General features: G+C 65.2%; 18 protein-coding genes. All 18 read left to right on the forward strand.

Annotation, left to right across the window (positions count from 1 at the left end; translation table 11 throughout):
* The 18 genes from DESPIGER_RS00855 to DESPIGER_RS00940 all read left to right on the forward strand — a co-directional run bounded on the left by DESPIGER_RS00855 (nucleotide 1) and on the right by DESPIGER_RS00940 (nucleotide 14195).
* Nucleotides 1–300 (forward strand): ArsR family transcriptional regulator, encoded by a 300-nt coding sequence (locus DESPIGER_RS00855; protein WP_197678010.1) that lies wholly within the window; start codon nucleotides 1–3, stop codon nucleotides 298–300.
* A 5-nt stretch (nucleotides 301–305) separates the two neighbouring features.
* Nucleotides 306–860: a phage protein Gp27 family protein gene (locus tag DESPIGER_RS00860; RefSeq protein WP_072331816.1), complete on the forward strand. Its 555-nt coding sequence runs from the start codon at nucleotides 306–308 to the stop codon at nucleotides 858–860.
* Nucleotides 860–1033, forward strand: a complete 174-nt coding sequence (gene nrdD / locus DESPIGER_RS12755; RefSeq protein WP_072331819.1) for an anaerobic ribonucleoside-triphosphate reductase — start codon at nucleotides 860–862, stop codon at nucleotides 1031–1033. Before DESPIGER_RS00860 ends, nrdD begins: the two co-directional genes overlap by 1 nt.
* Complete coding sequence (locus tag DESPIGER_RS00870; RefSeq protein ID WP_072331822.1) at nucleotides 1017–2387, forward strand: terminase large subunit domain-containing protein; 1371 nt, start codon at nucleotides 1017–1019, stop codon at nucleotides 2385–2387. The genes nrdD and DESPIGER_RS00870 overlap by 17 nt, the downstream gene beginning before the upstream one ends.
* Nucleotides 2387–3877 (forward strand): phage portal protein family protein, encoded by a 1491-nt coding sequence (locus tag DESPIGER_RS00875; protein ID WP_072331825.1) that lies wholly within the window; start codon nucleotides 2387–2389, stop codon nucleotides 3875–3877. The genes DESPIGER_RS00870 and DESPIGER_RS00875 overlap by 1 nt, the downstream gene beginning before the upstream one ends.
* Nucleotides 3864–5006, forward strand: a complete 1143-nt coding sequence (locus DESPIGER_RS00880) for a PBECR2 nuclease fold domain-containing protein (protein ID WP_072331828.1) — start codon at nucleotides 3864–3866, stop codon at nucleotides 5004–5006. The genes DESPIGER_RS00875 and DESPIGER_RS00880 overlap by 14 nt, the downstream gene beginning before the upstream one ends.
* Before the next feature lie 374 nt (nucleotides 5007–5380).
* Nucleotides 5381–6505 carry a phage protease gene (locus DESPIGER_RS00885; RefSeq protein WP_072331832.1) on the forward strand — a complete coding sequence of 375 codons (1125 nt, stop codon included), beginning with the start codon at nucleotides 5381–5383 and terminating at the stop codon, nucleotides 6503–6505.
* Nucleotides 6506–6514: 9 nt separating this feature from the next.
* Nucleotides 6515–6889, forward strand: a complete 375-nt coding sequence (locus tag DESPIGER_RS00890) for a capsid cement protein (RefSeq protein WP_072331836.1) — start codon at nucleotides 6515–6517, stop codon at nucleotides 6887–6889.
* Between the two features lie 15 nt (nucleotides 6890–6904).
* Nucleotides 6905–7846 (forward strand): hypothetical protein, encoded by a 942-nt coding sequence (locus DESPIGER_RS00895; protein WP_072331839.1) that lies wholly within the window; start codon nucleotides 6905–6907, stop codon nucleotides 7844–7846.
* A gap of 8 nt (nucleotides 7847–7854) precedes the next feature.
* Nucleotides 7855–8277 carry a phage protein Gp36 family protein gene (locus DESPIGER_RS00900; RefSeq protein ID WP_083575233.1) on the forward strand — a complete coding sequence of 141 codons (423 nt, stop codon included), beginning with the start codon at nucleotides 7855–7857 and terminating at the stop codon, nucleotides 8275–8277.
* Entirely contained in the window at nucleotides 8277–8816 is a 540-nt protein-coding gene (locus DESPIGER_RS00905; protein ID WP_072331842.1) for a phage virion morphogenesis protein, read from the forward strand. Before DESPIGER_RS00900 ends, DESPIGER_RS00905 begins: the two co-directional genes overlap by 1 nt.
* Before the next feature lie 9 nt (nucleotides 8817–8825).
* Nucleotides 8826–9380: a hypothetical protein gene (locus DESPIGER_RS00910; protein ID WP_072331845.1), complete on the forward strand. Its 555-nt coding sequence runs from the start codon at nucleotides 8826–8828 to the stop codon at nucleotides 9378–9380.
* Nucleotides 9373–9570 carry a DUF2635 domain-containing protein gene (locus DESPIGER_RS00915; RefSeq protein WP_072331848.1) on the forward strand — a complete coding sequence of 66 codons (198 nt, stop codon included), beginning with the start codon at nucleotides 9373–9375 and terminating at the stop codon, nucleotides 9568–9570. The genes DESPIGER_RS00910 and DESPIGER_RS00915 overlap by 8 nt, the downstream gene beginning before the upstream one ends.
* Complete coding sequence (locus tag DESPIGER_RS00920) at nucleotides 9570–11045, forward strand: phage tail sheath C-terminal domain-containing protein (protein WP_072331852.1); 1476 nt, start codon at nucleotides 9570–9572, stop codon at nucleotides 11043–11045. The genes DESPIGER_RS00915 and DESPIGER_RS00920 overlap by 1 nt, the downstream gene beginning before the upstream one ends.
* Nucleotides 11046–11057: 12 nt before the next feature.
* Nucleotides 11058–11282 carry a hypothetical protein gene (locus DESPIGER_RS00925; protein ID WP_072331855.1) on the forward strand — a complete coding sequence of 75 codons (225 nt, stop codon included), beginning with the start codon at nucleotides 11058–11060 and terminating at the stop codon, nucleotides 11280–11282.
* 3 nt (nucleotides 11283–11285) lie between these two features.
* Complete coding sequence (locus DESPIGER_RS00930) at nucleotides 11286–11642, forward strand: phage tail tube protein (protein WP_072331858.1); 357 nt, start codon at nucleotides 11286–11288, stop codon at nucleotides 11640–11642.
* Between the two features lie 2 nt (nucleotides 11643–11644).
* The gene (locus DESPIGER_RS00935; protein ID WP_072331861.1) at nucleotides 11645–12139 is read left to right on the forward strand and encodes a hypothetical protein; all 495 of its coding nucleotides are present in this window, start codon (nucleotides 11645–11647) and stop codon (nucleotides 12137–12139) included.
* A 64-nt stretch (nucleotides 12140–12203) separates the two neighbouring features.
* Complete coding sequence (locus DESPIGER_RS00940) at nucleotides 12204–14195, forward strand: phage tail tape measure protein (protein WP_072331864.1); 1992 nt, start codon at nucleotides 12204–12206, stop codon at nucleotides 14193–14195.
* The last annotated feature ends 3 nt before the right edge of the window (nucleotides 14196–14198 follow it).

The following is a 14198-nucleotide window of genomic DNA, read 5'->3' on the forward strand; positions in this document are numbered from 1 at the left end:
ATGAGCGATATGCAGGACATCATCAGCAAGAACCGCCGTCTGGCCATCCTGCGCTTTCTGAGTGAGGAGCAGGACTATGCCATGAACACCAGCACCCTGCAGGCGGCCCTGCGAGCCATCGGCCACGGGGTGCCGCGCGATACTGTGGAGGCCGACGCCCTCTGGCTGGCCGAACAGGGTCTTGCCCGCCGCCAGCGTCTGGATGTGGGCGTCACGGTGCTCACCGTCACCCCGCGCGGGGTGGAAGTGGCCCAGGGCATCGCCGGGCATCCCGGTGTGGACCGCCCCCTGCCGAGGTAGTGGCCATGCCCCGCACGAGCAAGGTCCGCCGCCTGCCCCCGGAGCTGCGCGAACAGCTCCACGCCATGCTGGACGCGGGCCATACCCTGGAAGAGATCACCGCCCACCTGAAGGCCCTGGGGGCGGACGTATCCCGCTCCGGCCTGGGCCGCTACAAGCAGCAGGTGGACAAGGTGGCGGCCCGTCTGCGCGAGTCCCGCGCCATGGCCGAGGCCGTCATGGAGCGTATGGGCGCTCAGGCCGCCACCGGCAAGAGCGGCGCGGCCCTCATCGAGATGCTGACCACCCTCACCAGCGACTACCTGTTGCGCCGCATGGATGACCCGGATGCCGAGATCGAGGTGGACGAGCTGCGTGCCCTGGCCCGTACCGTCAAGGAACGCGCGCAGGCCGCCCGTGCCACCCAGGATTATGACCTGAAACTGCGCGAGGAGGCCCGCCGCGAGGCCGAAGAAGCCATGCGCAAGGCCGTGGAAAAAGCCGCCAAAGAAAGCCCGGCCGCTGCCAGCCCGGCGGAAGTCTTTGCCCGCATCCAGGCCGTCTACAGGGGGGAAGCCTGATGGACAAGACCGGCAACGCTCCGGACACACACGAAACACGCATGGTGGGCCAGGGCGTGCCCTTTGAAAGGATACGCCGCATCACCGGTTACCTGGTGGGCCGTCTGGAACGCTTCAACGATGCCAAAAAGAAGGAGGTGGCCGACCGTGTCGTCCATGGGTTCCGCCGCTGAGGCCCGTGCCATCCTCTATCCCTACCAGCGCCGCTGGATAGACGACCAGAGCCGCTTCAAGATCGGCATGTTCTCGCGCCAGACGGGCAAGACCTACACCAGCACGCTGGAGATCGCCGAGGACATGGTCAAGGCCGAAGTGGAAAAACGCCGTGTGCGCTGGGTCATCCTCTCGCGCGGGGAACGGCAGGCCCGCGAAGCCATGGAGGAAGGCCTCAAAGTACATCTGCGGGCCTACGGGGCCGCCTTCGAGAGCCTGGAGTCGGACTTTCACCTGGCGGACGCCACCTCCTGCAAGTCCCTGGAGGTGGTCATGGCTCACGGCTCCCGTGTGACCGCGCTGCCTGCCAACCCCGACACGGCCCGAGGCTTCAGTGCCAACGTTTTCCTGGATGAGTTCGCCTTCCATGCCGACAGCCGCAAGATCTGGGCGGCCCTCTTTCCCGTGGTCTCCCGTAACGGCCTGAAACTGCGCGTGGTCTCCACGCCCAACGGCAAGGGCAACAAGTTCTACGACCTCATGACCTCCGCCGAGACGGCGGGCTGGTCCAAGCATGTGGTGGATATCTATCAGGCCGTGGCCGATGGCCTGCCGCGTGACGTGGAGGCCCTGCGGGCCGCCCTGAACGATCCCGACGCCTGGGCGCAGGAATACGAGCTGCAATGGCTGGACGAGGCCAGCGCCTGGCTGTCGTATGACCTCATCAATGCCGTGGAGCATGAGCGGGCGGGCATCCCGCAGAACTATGCGGGCGGCCCCTGCTATGTGGGGGTGGACATCGGCCGCCGGCACGACCTTTTTGTCATCTGGGTGCTGGAGGAAGTGGGCGACGTCTTATGGACGCGGGAACTGGTGACGCGACGCGGAGCCAGCTTTGCCGAGCAGGATGGCCTGCTGGACGATGTGTTCCGGCGTTACCGGGTGCTGCGTTGCTGCATGGACCAGACCGGCATGGGCGAAAAGCCCGTGGAAGACGCCCGCCACCGTCACGGCAGCGGCCGCGTGGAAGGGGTTCTGTTCACATCGTCCAGCAAGCTGGCCCTGGCCACGGTGGGCAAGCAGGCCTTTGAGGACAGACGCCTGCGCATCCCGCAAGGGGACGAGGCACTGCGCAGCGACCTGCACAAATTGCAAAAGGTGGCCAGCCCTACGGGCGCACCCCGCTTTGTGGCCGACTCTGACAGCGGGGGCCATGCAGACCGCGCCTGGGCCTGCTTTCTGGCTGTCAACGCGGCTACGGGGCCTGCCGTCGTTTTGCCGGATCATGCCGTGCCCTCCGGCCCGGCCCGTGGGGGCCTTGGGCGCTTCACTGATCCCGACGCCGCCTTCATGCCTTACAGGAGAATGTTCTGATGCCCGACATCCTTGCCAACCCCAACGCCCTGCCTGCCCGGGCGGACATGCAGGTCCGTTCCGACGGCATCCTTGATCTTGCCAACTTCGTGGCCGAAGTAGTGCCCGCTCCGGACAGCGTGCTGGCCTCCCTGGGCGGCGATCTGCGCGAATACGGCAAACTGCGACGTGATGACCAGGTGGCCGCCCTCATGCAGCAACGGCAGGACAAGCTGGTGGAAGCGGAATGGGAGGTTATCCCCGGCGGCGATGCGCCTGCGGACGTGGCGGCCGCGGACTTTTTGCGCGAGCAGCTGGCGGGCTTCAACTTTGACGCGGCCTGCCGCAAGATGCACGGTTCCCTGCTGTACGGCTACGGTGTGGCCGAATGCCTGTGGGGACGGGACGGCAGCCGCATCACTTTGCGGGACATCCGCGTGCGCGCGCCCTGGCGTTTCGGCTTCGCCAAGGACAGGCAGCTGAAGCTGCTGGTGGAGAGCCGCTGGCTTGTCATGCCGCCGCGCAAATTCTGGCTGGTGACCTGGGGCGCGGAAGACGATGATAACCCTTACGGCATGGGCCTTGGGCACCAGTTGTGGTGGCCCGTGTACCTCAAGCGCAACGGCGCCCGCTTCTGGGCCGCCTACCTGGACCGCTTTGGGGTGCCTACCACCAAGGCCGTCTATCCTTCCGATGAATCGGAGGCCGAAAACGAGAAGCGCAAAAAGGATGCTCTGGCCGCGGCCCTGTCCCTGCGCAGCGAAGGGGCCGTGGCCCTGCCCGAGGGCTTCGACGTTTCCCTGGTGGAATCCACCAGCCGGGGCAGCGGGGACTTCAAGGACTTCCTCGCCTATTGGGACGATGCCATTGCCAAGATTATCCTTTCCCAGACCGGAACCTCGCGCATCGGCCAGTACAGCGGCACGGCCGAGGTCCACAGCGGCATCGGCACCAGCGTGGTCAAGGCTGACGCGGATATGCTGTGCCAGTCTTTCAATACCGGTCCGGCTGTCTGGCTGACGGAGTGGAACTTTCCCGGCGCGCGGCCGCCCCAGGTCTGGCGCCGGGTGGAAGACCCCGCAAAGGTCAAGGCCGATGCCCAGAAGGACAAGGACACGGCGGCCCTGGGTCTGGAACTGACCGACGACGAGATCGCCCGCCGCTACGGCGACGCCTGGCAGCGCAGGCGCGACGGGGCAAGCGCATCCGGGGCGGAGTTCGCCGAAGCCGGCACGGAAGGCCATGCCCCCGCCGAGCCCTACAGCGATACGCTGGCTCGGCAGGCCATGACGCTGGCCGATGCCCCGCAAACCTCCATGATCGATGCCATCCGCACGGAACTGGACAAGGCTGTGGCGGAAGGCGAGGACCTGGCCTCCTTTGCGGAGCGCATGCTTGCCCTGAATAAATTGTCCGGCGTGGATGATCTTGCCCAGATCCTCTACGGGGCCATGACCACGGCCCACCTGGCGGGCCTGGCCGGTGAGGAGGACAGCGATGCCGGAAAGTGAGGTGCGTTTCGGCGGTGGACCTTTTGAGGATGCCATCGCTCATTTCCAGCGCAAGGTGCGCGTGCCGGTCACGACCTACCGGGACCTGCCCGCGCAGATGCACGCCAAGGCCTTCATGGTGGCCGGGGCCGCCAATGACGCCCTGCTGGCCGATTTTCAGCAAAGCCTGCTGCTGGCCATGAAACAGGGGACCACGCTTGCGGCCTTCCGTGACGACTTTGACCGCATGGTCAAAGCCCACGGCTGGCAGTACCGGGGCGAGCCGGGCTGGCGCAGCGCGGTCATCTTCAATACCAACATGCGCACAGCCAATATGGCCGGACACTGGAAGCGTATGTGGGAAGATCGCGAGATGCACCCGTACCTGCGCTATGTGCAGGTGCAGCGTCCTACCAAGCGCCCGGAGCACGCCGTCTGGCACGGCGTCATCCTGCCCATCGAGGACCCCTTCTGGGACGCCCACTTTCCGCCCAACGGCTGGGGCTGCAAATGTACGGTGCAGAACGTGAGCAACGCCCGTATGGAGGCCGAAGGCTGGCAGGTCAGCGAGAACGTGGAGACCTTTCCCGGAGATGTGCCGGAAGACTGGGCCTACAATGTAGGCAAGGCGGAGCGGGTAAGTACCGGGCCGGAAAAAGCGGCATGGGAGCCCATCGCCTCCAGCCGGGATTTCACGACCTACAAGCGTCCTGTTTCTGTGCCGCAGGATACGCCAAGGGCCGGGCTTGGTCCTGAAGCGGACGGACGCGGGGAAGTCATGGACGCGGTCAGGAAGATGCTTGGAGGACCGGCAAATACGTTCACCGGCCCGGATGGTCTGAGTGTCGGCATCACGGCCGCGACCTTGGGCGAACACCTCAAACCGGATCGAGCGCCCGCCATTCCCCTGTTGCCGGAGATCATAGAAGAGCCCTTCGAGATATGGCTCATGCCCTACCAGGACAGACTGACCGGGCGTGTGGAGCTGCGTCGGCGCTATATCAAGGCCTTCGCCATGCCCAAAAGCTTGTATGTGTGGTTCATCGCCGAGTGGCGCAAGGGAGAGCTGGGGGACGTGACCTTGATCCGCAGCTCCAAGGCACGGGAACTGCAGAAAATGCGGCGCGGCATCCTTGTCTATGGGCGTTAAAAAAGGCCCTCCACACGGAAGGGCCTTGCGTCCACACTCGCCGACGATGGCGCAGGAACCCGGCACGGCATGATGGATCGTCCCCGAACCGCGCCTTCGATAGCGTCATCATACGTGTTTTGCCCAAAACGTCAAATTTGCCCTGTGCCGCATGTTTGTCTCGTCCCGGGCACTTGCCTTCCTTGACGGGCTTTCGTCCCGCCTACCCCGTTTACAGGCGTTTATAAACACCTGTTCGTAAGGCCGTCTTGCACTACTTTTCATGCATTCCCCTTCCGAAGCCCCGTCCCTGTGCCGGGGCTTTGTGTTTTTTTGTGAGAATCCTCACCAGATTTCCCCCGGCATCCTGTGCATGATGTCCAAAGGAGGACAGCATGCAGGACAACAACCATGCCATCCATATTTTTCGCCCCGGCCGACATACGTCCATGCAGGGGGCAACCATCGACTTTGGCGAGGGCGACCTGATCGCCACGGCCAAAGCCTACGACCCGACCCGGCACGAAGCGCCGCTGGTCATCGGGCATCCCCGGGCCGACGCTCCGGCCTGGGGATGGGTAGGCGGTCTTACGGCGGATGAGGGCGGCCTTTTTGCCACGCCCCGCCAGCTGGACCCGGCGTTCGCGGAGATGGTGCGGGCCGGGCGCTTCAAAAAAGTCTCGGCCAGCTTTTACACGCCCGACAGCCCCCACAATCCCGTTCCCGGCGTCTACTACCTGCGCCATGTGGGTTTTCTGGGCGCCCAGCCCCCGGCGGTGAAGGGCCTTGCCCCGGTGCCGGTGAACTTTGCTGAAGGCGACACGGAAGAGGGCTGCGTCAGCTTTGACTTTGCGGAATCGCCGGGCCTGTTGCGCTGGCTGGCCGATCTGTTCCGGGGCCTGCGTGAATACGTCGTGGAAAAGGACGGCACGGAGATGGCGGACAGGGCCATCCCCTCGTATGCCGTGAGCGGCCTTCAGGAGATGGCCGCGGCATCCGCGGCCCAGGCGGCCGAGATTCCCGCTTTTGCGGAAAACCTTACCCCTCCCAAGGAGAAGAGCATGCAGAAACAGGAAACGCCCCCGGCGGAAAACATCGACTTCGCCGAGACCAAGGCCCGTGCCGACGAGCTGGAACGCAAGGTGGCCTATCTGACCGGCATCGCCCGCAAGGAGCGCGCCAGCCGTCTGGTGGACAAGGCCCTGGCCGACGGCCGCCTGACGCCCGCCCAGAGCGTGGGCCTTGCGGACTTCATGGCCGGCCTGGACGAAGAAGGGACCTTCGACTTCGCCGAAAACGGCGGCAAGACCACCAGCATGAGCCCGGCCGCCTTCATGGCCGCCTTCCTGGAACGCCTGCCCAAACAGGTGGATTTCAGCGAAGCCGCGCCCGGCGGCGAAGAAGCCCCGGATACCTCGTCCAATGACATTGCCCAGCGCGCCCTTGCCTATTGCGAGGAGATGCGCACCAAGGGCGTCACGGTGAGCGTCACCGACGCCGTGGCCCACGTCAGCAAATAGGAGACCGCCATGCCCAGGACCGATCTTTACGTCAATCTTTCCATCACCGGCGAGCTGGCCCCTTTCCGCATCGTGGCTCACGACGGCAGCGGTGGCTACAAACAGGCCACGGCCGCCACGGAGGCGCTTGTCGGTACGGCCGACGAGCTGGGCAAGCAGCCCAACGGCGGGGCCGATGTGGCCATGAGTGACCAGCCGGAAGTTGAGGCTGGCGCGGCGGTGGCCGCGGGCGATCCCCTGACCAGCGATGCCCAAGGCCGCGCCGTCAAGGCCACGGCTGCCGGGGACCGCATCATCGGCTTTGCCTGCAAAGCCGCCACCGATGCCGGAGAGATCATCGACTACCAGTTCGCGCCCGGCTTTCTGGCCACGGCAGGCGCGTAATAAGGAGAGAGCATCATGGCAACGACCACACCCTTTGCCACCAATCCCCAACTGACGGCCATTGCCCTGGCCTACATGAACCAGCCCTCGGACTATGTGGCGGATCATGTCATGCCCAGGGTCAAGGCCATCGGCAAAAAAGAGTTCCAGTACAACATCTACGGTCTGGAATCCTTTGCCGCGCCCGACAGCCGCGTGGGACGCAAGGGCCGCCCCAATGAGGTCAGCCTGTCCAACAGCCTGGCCACGGCAGCCATCGAAGACTACGGTCTGGAAGACCCCATCCCGCAGGATGACATCGACCAGGGCCGCAAGGACGGCCGGGACATTGCCGGTGAATCCACGGAGTATCTGCTCTCCCTGGTCAAACTGGACCGCGAACTGCGCGTGGCGCGCCTCGTGCAGGACAAAAACAACTATGCCGCGGCTTGCGTGAAGGAGCTGTCCGGCGGTCAGGGCATCGACAACGCCGAAGTGGACGCGGAAGCGATCATCACCGAGATGCTGGAAAAGCCCTTCATGCGGCCCAACATCGGCGTCATGAGCCAGAAGGTCTGGGACAGGCTTTCCCGCAATCCGTTGCTCATCAAGGCCATCAAGGGCGAGCTGGTGGGCAAGAAGCTGACCACGGCCGAGTTCTGCAGCTACTTCGAGTTGAACCAGCTCTACATCGGCAAGGCCCGCGTCACCCGGCAGGTCAAGGGCAAGACGCCTGTCCCCGAGCGTGTCTGGGGCACGGGCATGGCCTTCCATTACCGCGACATGACCGCCAGCGAACAGCGCGGCGTCACCTGGGGCCTGACCGTGCCCTATGGCCAGCCCTTTGCCGGGAGCCGCACGGACCCCGATATCGGCCTGCGCGGTGGCATCCGCATCCGGGCGGGCGAAAGCCTCAAGGAACTGGTGCTGGCCAAGGATGCGGGCTGCCTCATCACCGGGGCCATCGCCGCCGGCTAGGGGGCATCATGTATGCCACACCTGAAGACATCCGTGCCCGCTACAAGGAAGTCTACCCCCTGCTGGCGGGCAAGGACGCGGAAGGCAGGCCGGACACGGCCGCTGTGGAACAGGCCCTGGCCGAAGCCGCCAGCGAGATCGACGCCATCCTGGGTACGCGTTTTGCCGTGCCGGTAAGCCCCGTGCCGCCTGTGCTGCGTCGCATCGCCGTGGATCTGGCCGTGGGGGCCTTGCCCCGCACCGGCGCCACGGAAGCCAGCATGTACGAGCGCCGTGCCCGTGAAGCGCGGGATCTTTTGGACAAGCTGGCCGCGGGAGAGGCCAGTCTGGGGCCGGGCTATGACCCGGCCCCGGCGGGCAGCGGCGGCACAGGACGCATCGGCTATGCCGTGCGTCCGTCCGACTTCCGCCGCCGTCTGGAGGACTACTGATGGCCGGAGCTACCCTGGAGTTCACCTTCAAGGACGAGGAAGTGCAGGCCATGGCCCGGCGCTTTCGGGAGCAGCTTGCCCGGGTGCGCTTCCGCCCTCTGCTGGCCGCCATCGGCAACGAGCTGGTCACGTCCGTGTCCCGCCGTTTCGAGACGGGCACGGCTCCGGACGGCTCCCGCTGGCCGGAATCCCTGCGGGCCAGACTGACCGGCGGCCAGACGCTCATCAAGAGCGGCCGCCTGCGGGATTCCATCGCCGAGACCGGGCCGCAGCTCACTGCCCGCAGTGTGGAAGTGGGCACCAACGTGGTCTATGCGGCCATCCACCAGTTCGGCGGCATCATCCCGCCGCACATCATCCGGGCACGGCGGGCGCGTGCCCTGAGCATCCCCGGCATCGGCTTCCGCCGGGCCGTCCATCATCCCGGCGGCACCATCCCGGCCCGGCCATATCTGGGCCTGTCCGATACCGACGAGCGCGTCATCCAGGACCTCACCGAGGACTGGATGCGCAAAAAGATGGCCAAAATGCGTGCATAAGGAACCACCATGCTTGACCAGTACCGGGCCGCCATCGCGGCCCATTTGAGAGAACATCTGCCGCCCTCCGTCACGGTCTGCGAGCTGGGCAATTCTCTGGACGATGCGGAGATGCGACGCCTGTGTCTGGCCGCTCCCGGAGTGGGCGTGGAGATCCTGGGCGCGGACGGCGCGGAACTTGTGGGCCGCAGCCCCTATGTGACCATCAATGTGGGTCTGTCCCTGGTCTCCGGTCCCGGCTGTGACGGCCAGCCCGCGGACAGCGCCGTGCTGGTGCTGGCAGCCTTGGTCATGGCCGCGGTGGCGGACCAGCGCTTCGGCCTGGACTGCATGCGTCCGGAGAGCGTGCGGGCCGCAAATCTCACCAGCGGTGACCAGGCATCCAACAATGTGGCCCTGTGGACCGTCTCCTGGAAGCAGGCCCTGGACGTTTCCCACGTCATCGCCCGGCCGGATCTGGACGACTTTTTGCGCTGCTATACGCGCGAAAAAAAGGATGGCCCTGTGACCATCGAAACGCATCTTCCCGGCCCGTTGGCCGCAAAGGAGGACCCGCATGTGTAGACATATCACCCCTCGCGCCGGACTGGTGGTGCGGCGGCCCGATACGGGCGAGATCCTGCCGCCCGCCGGGGCCGTGGTTCCCTGGGGACCGCATCGTGCCTACTGGCTGCGCCGCCGGAAGGACGGCGACGTGAGCATAACCCATACGGCGGTCCCTGTCCGGCCCGCCGATGACAGGGAGGAAGGATAATGGCTGTCTCGTTCAATGCCATCCCCGCGGATATCCGCGTGCCGCTCACCTATATCGAGTTCGACAACTCCGGAGCCGTGTCCGGCACGCCGGTCATGGAGTGGCGCGTCCTGCTGCTGGGACAGGCCGAAGCCGACTGCGCGGGCGAGCTGCTCAAACCCGTGCTGATGAACACCGCGGACCAGGCGGCCCGCCTGTGGGGCCAGGGCAGCCAGATCGCGGACATGGTGCGCTATGCCAAGCGCAACAGCACCATGCTGGAGATCTGGGCCATGGCCGTGCCGGACGATGAATCCGCTGTGGCCGCTACCGGCGAAGTGACCCTGTCCGGCAAATGTACGGCCACGGGCGTGCTGTGCCTTTATGTGGGCGGCAGGCGCGTGCGTGTGCAGGCCGTAGGCGGTGAAGAGCTGGCCGCCACCGTGGAACGCGTGGTGCAGGCCGTCAATGCCGACGGCGAGTTGCCCGTCACCGCCGCGGTCAAGGACGCCTCGCCCGGTGTGCTGACCCTGACATGCAAATGGAAGGGCGCCACGGGCAACGACATCGACCTGGCCGTCAACCTGTCCACGGACGACAGCTTCCCTGCGGGCCTTACCGCTTCCTGCGGCAAAATGGCCTCGGGCGCGGCTGACCCGGACATGGAAAGCATCATCGCCGCCATGGGCGATACCTGGTGGAAGGCGCTGGTGCTGCCCTGGAACCAGAAGGACGGCCGTGTGCTGCTGGAAGAATGGCTGGACGCGCAGTTCGGCCCCCTGCGCCAGCAGGAATGCCAGGCTTTTCTGGCCTATCGCGGCACCCTGTCCGAGACCTCCACCTACGGCAATGCCGGGAACTCGCAGCTGGTGAGCTGCATGGGCATCGGCTCCATCCCCACCTCGCCCTGGAACGTGGCCGCCGCCTATGCCCTGCAGGCCGCGACCTCGCTGGCCAATGACCCGGCGCGGCCCCTGCAGACCCTTGAGCTTGTGGGCGTCATGGCGCCGCCCCGGGAAAAACGCTGGAGCATGGAAGAGCGCAATATCCTGCTTTATGACGGCATCGCCACCTATCGCATCGCCAGCGACGATACGGTGCAGATTGAACGTGAAGTGACCATGTACCAGACCAATGCCTGGGGCTCGCCCGATCCCTCGTATCTTGACGTGCAGACCGTGGCCACCCTGGGCTACTGGCGCTATGCCGTCAACGCCCGCATCCAGCAGAAGTTCCCGCGCCACAAGCTGGCTGACGACGGTACGGCCTACGGGCCGGGCAATGCCGTGGTCACGCCCTCGGTCATCCGGGCGGAACTCATCGCCCTGATGCGCGAGCTGGAAGAAAAGGGCCTGGTGGAGAACGTGGAGACCTTCAAGGAACAGCTCATCGTGGAACGCAATGCGGACGACCGCAACCGCGTGGACGTGCTGGCCCCGCCGGATCTGGTCAACCAGTTCCGCATCTTCGCCTGCCTGACCCGCTTTGTCCTGTAAGGAGGGACGCATATGACCGTCAAAGAACTTATGGAAAAACTGGCCGGACTGCCGCCGGACATGCCCGTCATGTACGACGACAAGACCACCTTCGGCCTGGATCTGGCCGCGGTTTCCGAGGTGTGTATCGGGCTGGATGACGAAAATCTGGAAGTGCTCGTCATTCACGCCGAGGGCGGCCATCCCGGCGCCACCCTGGACGAGATCCACCGGCGTGAAGCCGGGGGAAAGGAGTAAGCCATGCCGCAGATCACAGGCAAGGCCGTCATCCGTGTGGACGGCGAGGAATGGCGCACCGAAGACGGTGCCAAGCTGAACCCCGGCGGCGTCACGCGCGAGGCCAAAGTGGGCGGCGGCAAAGTGCATGGTTTTGCCGAAAAGACCAAGGAACCGGAACTGGAGTGTTCCGTCTATCACACCCGGGATACGGACCTGACGGCCATCAATGCCATCAGGGACGCCACCGTGGTCTATGAGTCCGATACCGGAGACCGGTACGTCCTGCGCAGCGCCTTTGTGACCGAACAGGGCGAACTGGACGCGGAAAACGGCACCATCAACGTCAAATTCAGCGCCATCTCGTGCGAAAGGATCTAGCCATGACCCAACCCGCTCTGAAGGATTTTACCCCTGTGGACGGTATTACCGTGGCCGAAGGCGGCCAGGTGCGCGTCGAGCTTGAAGACGGCCTTGTGGTGGGCTCTGCCACCTACACGGCGGCCGTGCTGCGCCAGCTCAATGCCGGGGCCGTGCTGGCCGCGGCCGAAGCCGCGGAACGCCTGGTCTCCACGGCTACGGGCCTGGAGCTTGTTTCCTCCCCGGCTCGCATGGGGGCGGAATTGCTGCGCCGTCAGATCGCACGTCTGGAGGACGATAACGGCGGCAAGTTCGATGGGCCGCTCTCCCTGGAACATCTGGGCAAAGCCTCGGCCCGAGATCTGGACAGCCTTAACTTTGCCGCCCGCCTGTTGGATCAGGGAGCGGAAAAAAGCCTGGAAGGAGTAGCCGGCCGGGGGCGAAATGCTGCCGGTAGCGACCAGTCTCGAGATGCTGCTGGCCCGGCTGGCCAGCCGGGCGGGGCTGCCGGTGAATGAGGGGGCGTCCTGGCCGCTCCAGAGGCTCCTCCGTTTTTTGCACTATGTGAAATAGGATTGCATCGTGGCGAACCTGCGCACCTCCTTCACGCTTGATCTTGGCGGTAATCTCATTACCCGGGCCAAGGCCTTTTCTGCATCCATATCGGGCATGGCCCGGCAGATACGTTCCAGTCTGGGGGGCCTCAATGGTGTGGCCGCCCAGGCCGGGAAAGGTCTTGAGGCCCTGACCGGGCGCTATGCCGCGGGCTTGGCCGGACTGGGCGTCAGCTACAAGGCGGCCCAGGCTGTCATGGACAGCGCCCGTCTGGACAAGGGCCTGATGCGTACCAGCCAGACCATGGGCCTGACCGCACAGCAGGCGGTCGATGCCCGGCGCGAACTCTTCGCCATGGCACAGCGAACGGGTCAACCCATCGAAAAGCTCAAGGCCGGCTTGGATGACCTGGGGGCCTCGGGGATGGAGTATGCGCAGGCCTTGGAATCCATCAAGGCCATCAACCCTGCTATGGCCGTCACCGGGGCCAGCGGCGAACAGCTGGCCAGTGCCCTGAGTGTGGTGGGGGAAAGCTTCAAGTTTGATCTGTCCAAGGCCGGTGTAGCCGTCAAGCTGCTGGACCAGATGACCGTGGCCGGACGTCTGGGCAAGGCGGAGCTGGAAGATCTTTCCTCCATCGTTTCCCGCGTGGGGGTCAACGCCAAGAGCGCCGGATTGAGCTACACCCAGAGCTTGGCCTTCATCGAGCAGCTTTCCCAGATGGAGAAAGAGCCGGAGCGCCTGGCCACGCTGGTGGACTCCACGCTGCGTCTGTTCACCAACCAGAACTACCTGAAGGAAGCTGCCAAGGTCACGGGCGTCAAATTCTATGATGCCAAAGGCGAACGGCGGGCCGCCTTCGATGTTTTGCGGGATATCGCCAAGAAGTACCAGAAGTTCAAGACCGATGCCGAACGGGACAAGGCCTTTTCCCAGGCCTTCGCCAAGACGGACCTAGATACCCAGCGGGGCTTGCGTTACCTGTTCAGCGCCGGTGTGCTAGACAATCTGGACAAGCTCAACGCGGAGATCGAGGGCGCATCCGGCACCATCGCCCGCGACCTGCCGGACGCCATCAACAACAGTGTGGACCAGGTGGGACGCCTGAAGGCGGCGCTTTCCCAGGCCGCTGATGACTTCGCCAGGCCCTTCAATGAGGCCATCGCAAGCGGCATCGCCATGCTCCTGGACGACAAAGGCCTGTCCGGCAAGCAACTGCTGGGCGGTGCGGCCGCTGCGGGCGTGGCCGGATATGGCGCCCTCAAGCTGGCGGGCATGGGCCTTTCCCGCCTGGGCAGCAAGGCGGCCGGCGGGCTTGTCTCCACCGTGGCCCGGCAGGCTGGGCTTGCCGGGCTCAAGCTGCCGCTGCCCGTCTATGTGGTCAACAAACAGATGAGCCTTACCCGTGAGGCCATGCTGGGCCAATCGGGTGGCGCTCCCGCAGCTCCGGGGGCTCCAGGCGGAAAAAAGGCCGGCAAGGGCAAAACGGTCTCCGGGGCACAGCTTGACGGGGCCAAAAGCGCGGGCCGGGGCGCGGCTGTGCTGACTGCGGCCGCGACAGTGGCACCGGTCCTTTTTGATTCCGATGCCACCATGGCTCAAAAGGTCGACGCCGCTACGGACGCGGCCGGCGGCCTTGCCGGTGGTTGGGCGGGCACGGCGGCCGGCGCCAAGGCGGGTGCGTTCCTTGGCGGTTTTCTCGGACCTTTCGGCGCTGCCGCCGGTGGTGTCGTGGGAGGTGTGGCCGGGGGCATCTTGGGCTCGGAGCTTGGACAAAGCCTAGTCTCCACCGTCAAAAACTGGCTCGGCGTTGGGGAAGGTGAAAACCCGGCCCTGCAGAAAACGATGCAGACTTTCTTGACCTCCATGCAGCAGGTCGTCGCCGCCATCCCCACGGGCGGCATCGCTGTGGACGTCAACGTGACGGGCAATGCCCAGGCCGCCATCCGGTCCAGTAACGGCAATATCGACAGCGGCCTGTCCTATTCCCGGCAGATAGCCGACGAGATGATGGAGTAAGCC

The organism is Desulfovibrio piger (assembly GCF_900116045.1).
GTDB classification, from domain to species: domain Bacteria; phylum Desulfobacterota; class Desulfovibrionia; order Desulfovibrionales; family Desulfovibrionaceae; genus Desulfovibrio; species Desulfovibrio piger_A.

Bases quoted from the DNA above. Each gene is read 5' to 3' on its own strand.
- DESPIGER_RS00860 (WP_072331816.1), top strand. From the start codon at position 306: ATGCCCCGCACGAGCAAGGTCCGCCGCCTGCCCCCGGAGCTGCGCGAA.
- nrdD (WP_072331819.1), top strand. From the start codon at position 860: ATGGACAAGACCGGCAACGCTCCGGACACACACGAAACACGCATGGTG.
- DESPIGER_RS00900 (WP_083575233.1), top strand. From the start codon at position 7,855: ATGTATGCCACACCTGAAGACATCCGTGCCCGCTACAAGGAAGTCTAC.
- DESPIGER_RS00885 (WP_072331832.1), top strand. From the start codon at position 5,381: ATGCAGGACAACAACCATGCCATCCATATTTTTCGCCCCGGCCGACAT.
- DESPIGER_RS00905 (WP_072331842.1), top strand. From the start codon at position 8,277: ATGGCCGGAGCTACCCTGGAGTTCACCTTCAAGGACGAGGAAGTGCAG.
- DESPIGER_RS00925 (WP_072331855.1), top strand. From the start codon at position 11,058: ATGACCGTCAAAGAACTTATGGAAAAACTGGCCGGACTGCCGCCGGAC.
- DESPIGER_RS00855 (WP_197678010.1), top strand. From the start codon at position 1: ATGAGCGATATGCAGGACATCATCAGCAAGAACCGCCGTCTGGCCATC.
- DESPIGER_RS00920 (WP_072331852.1), top strand. From the start codon at position 9,570: ATGGCTGTCTCGTTCAATGCCATCCCCGCGGATATCCGCGTGCCGCTC.
- DESPIGER_RS00935 (WP_072331861.1), top strand. From the start codon at position 11,645: ATGACCCAACCCGCTCTGAAGGATTTTACCCCTGTGGACGGTATTACC.
- DESPIGER_RS00880 (WP_072331828.1), top strand. From the start codon at position 3,864: ATGCCGGAAAGTGAGGTGCGTTTCGGCGGTGGACCTTTTGAGGATGCC.
- DESPIGER_RS00910 (WP_072331845.1), top strand. From the start codon at position 8,826: ATGCTTGACCAGTACCGGGCCGCCATCGCGGCCCATTTGAGAGAACAT.
- DESPIGER_RS00890 (WP_072331836.1), top strand. From the start codon at position 6,515: ATGCCCAGGACCGATCTTTACGTCAATCTTTCCATCACCGGCGAGCTG.
- DESPIGER_RS00915 (WP_072331848.1), top strand. From the start codon at position 9,373: ATGTGTAGACATATCACCCCTCGCGCCGGACTGGTGGTGCGGCGGCCC.
- DESPIGER_RS00870 (WP_072331822.1), top strand. From the start codon at position 1,017: ATGGGTTCCGCCGCTGAGGCCCGTGCCATCCTCTATCCCTACCAGCGC.
- DESPIGER_RS00895 (WP_072331839.1), top strand. From the start codon at position 6,905: ATGGCAACGACCACACCCTTTGCCACCAATCCCCAACTGACGGCCATT.
- DESPIGER_RS00875 (WP_072331825.1), top strand. From the start codon at position 2,387: ATGCCCGACATCCTTGCCAACCCCAACGCCCTGCCTGCCCGGGCGGAC.
- DESPIGER_RS00930 (WP_072331858.1), top strand. From the start codon at position 11,286: ATGCCGCAGATCACAGGCAAGGCCGTCATCCGTGTGGACGGCGAGGAA.